We start from the raw sequence: 2665 nt of genomic DNA on the forward strand, positions 1-2665 counted from the left end.
GGGTGAGGGGCTGCGATCGAAAGCCGGGCCGATTTACGCCGACCTGAAATATCGAGCCGAACTCAGGATTTGAAGGTGTCCGAGATCGGCGCCCTCTCCCCCGGGAGAGGGCTGGGGTGAGGGGCTGCGGTCTGAAGCCGTGCGTAGATGTAGCCGCCAACCCGTCTCCATCCTTCAGCTAAAGAGTGCCATTTCCCCCTCCCTACGCTAACCTGCGGCCATGTTTTACGAGGTCGACTATGCACATTCATATTCTGGGTATCTGCGGGACTTTCATGGGCTCGATGGCGGTGTTGGCCAAAGAGCTGGGCCATCACGTCACCGGCTCCGACGCCAACGTCTATCCGCCGATGAGCACACAGCTCGAGGCCCAGGGCATTCAGCTGACGCAGGGTTATGACCCGGCACAGCTCGATCCGGCGCCGGATCTGGTGGTGATCGGCAATGCCATGTCCCGTGGCAACCCGGCGGTGGAATATGTGCTGAACAAAGGCCTGCCGTACGTCTCCGGCCCGCAGTGGCTGGCTGACCATGTGCTGCAAGGGCGCTGGGTATTGGCCGTGGCCGGTACCCACGGCAAGACCACCACCAGCAGCATGCTCGCCTGGGTGCTGGAACATGCCGGCATGAGCCCGGGTTTCCTGATTGGCGGCGTGCCGCAGAATTTCTCGGTATCGGCGCGCCTGGGCGGTACGCCGTTCTTTGTCATTGAGGCTGACGAATACGACAGCGCCTTCTTCGACAAGCGCTCGAAATTCGTCCACTACCGTCCACGCACCGCGATCCTGAATAACCTTGAGTTCGATCACGCCGACATCTTCCCTGATCTGCCGGCCATCGAACGTCAGTTCCACCACTTGGTGCGCACCATTCCGAGCGAAGGTCTGGTCATCCACCCGACCACCGAGCCAGCGTTGCAGCGCGTGATCGAGATGGGTTGCTGGACCCCGGTGCAAACCACCGGCGCCGGCGGTCAGTGGCAGGTCAAACTACTGAGCGAGGACGGCTCGGCGTTCGAAGTGATGTTCGAAGGCGTGTCCCAAGGCACCGTCGAGTGGGAGTTGACCGGTCAACACAACGTCGCCAACGCCCTGGCTGCTCTGGCCGCCGCGCGTCATGTTGGCGTGGTGCCGTCGATGGGCATCGCCGGGTTGAGCGCGTTCAAGAACGTCAAGCGCCGTATGGAGAAAGTCGCCGAGGTGCGCGGCATCACCATTTACGACGACTTTGCCCATCACCCGACCGCCATCGCTACCACCCTCGACGGTCTGCGCAAACGCATCGGCGACGCGCCATTGATTGCGATCATCGAGCCGCGCTCCAACTCGATGAAGCTCGGCGCCCACCGTGACGGTTTGCCGGACAGTGTGGTCGATGCCGATCAAGTGATCTGGTATGCCCCGGCCAACCTCGGCTGGGACCTCGGCGCCACCGCCGCATTGTGCACGGTGCCGTCGATTGTCAGCGATTCGCTGGAAGGCATCATCGAGCGCGTGAAGAGCCAGGCGCAGCCCGGCACTCACGTAGTGATCATGAGCAACGGCGGCTTCGGCGGCCTGCACGGCAAGCTTGCCGAGGCACTGCAATGAACAGTTTTTCCCAGGCCGGCGGCCCGGAACGCATCACCCTGGCGATGACCGGTGCTTCGGGCGCGCAGTACGGCTTGCGCCTGCTCGATTGCCTGGTGCGCGAGGATCGCGAAGTGCACTTCCTGATCTCCAAGGCCGCGCAACTGGTAATGGCCACCGAGACCGACGTGTCGCTGCCGAACAAACCGCAGATGATGCAGGCCTTTCTGACCGAATATACCGGCGCCGCTGCCGGGCAGATTCGCGTGTATGGCAAGGAAGACTGGATGTCGCCGGTAGCCTCCGGCTCCGGCGCGCCGGCAGCCATGGTGGTGGTGCCGTGCTCGACCGGCACGCTGTCGGCGATTGCCACCGGCGCCTGCAACAACCTGATCGAACGCGCGGCGGACGTCACCCTGAAAGAGCGCCGTCAGTTGATTCTGGTGCCGCGTGAGGCGCCGTACTCGAGCATTCATCTGGAGCACATGCTCAAGTTGTCGAATCTGGGCGTGACGATTCTGCCGGCCTCGCCGGGCTTCTATCACCAGCCGCAGACCATCGATGATCTGATCGACTTCGTTGTGGCGCGGATTCTCAATCTGCTCGGCATCCCGCAGGACATGCTGCCGCGTTGGGGCGAGCATCACCTGAGCAGCGATGAATAAGCTGCTGGTGCTCGTGCTGGCGCTGCAATTGGCTGGATGCGCTACCGTGCGCACGCTGGATGCGGCCAAACCCGGCGCACCGGTGGTGTACGCCGGGACGCGGCTGGATTTGTATGTGTTGAATGGCGGCTGCTGCGCCATGGACCGGTTCGGTGCCGAGGCGCCGAGCTATCCGGGAGTGGACCTGCCGGCCAGTGCGCTGCTCGACACGCTGTTGTTGCCGTTGTCGTTGCTCACTGTGATTGGCATCGGATTCCAGGCGACTGGTGGATTGTAAAGGTCAAAAGATCGCAGCCTTCGGCAGCTCCTACAGGGGAATGGGGTCTTCTGTGGGAGCTGCCGAAGGCTGCGATCTTTTGGTTCTGAAAGTCCCGGAGTTATTTGCCTAACTTGCGCAGCTCATCCGACTCGATCACCCGCACCCCATCCTGT

The 2665-nt window shown here is 62.5% G+C and carries 3 protein-coding genes; all 3 read left to right on the plus strand.

All coding sequences use genetic code 11. The annotated features are described in order from the left end of the window. Positions 1–239: 239 nt before the first annotated feature. From mpl to D6877_RS11510, 3 genes are read left to right on the plus strand one after another with little or no spacing between them, the layout of a single operon-like run. Entirely contained in the window at positions 240–1589 is a 1350-nt protein-coding gene (mpl, locus tag D6877_RS11500; RefSeq protein ID WP_016773007.1) for a UDP-N-acetylmuramate:L-alanyl-gamma-D-glutamyl-meso-diaminopimelate ligase, read from the plus strand. Then, positions 1586–2233, plus strand: a complete 648-nt coding sequence (ubiX, locus tag D6877_RS11505) for a flavin prenyltransferase UbiX (protein ID WP_071173708.1) — start codon at positions 1586–1588, stop codon at positions 2231–2233. The genes mpl and ubiX overlap by 4 nt, the downstream gene beginning before the upstream one ends. Next, positions 2226–2510 (plus strand): YceK/YidQ family lipoprotein, encoded by a 285-nt coding sequence (locus tag D6877_RS11510; protein ID WP_130910854.1) that lies wholly within the window; start codon positions 2226–2228, stop codon positions 2508–2510. The genes ubiX and D6877_RS11510 overlap by 8 nt, the downstream gene beginning before the upstream one ends. Positions 2511–2665 lie beyond the last annotated feature (155 nt).

This window comes from Pseudomonas sp. Sample_9, from assembly GCF_004307535.1.
GTDB classification, from domain to species: domain Bacteria; phylum Pseudomonadota; class Gammaproteobacteria; order Pseudomonadales; family Pseudomonadaceae; genus Aquipseudomonas; species Aquipseudomonas mercuritolerans.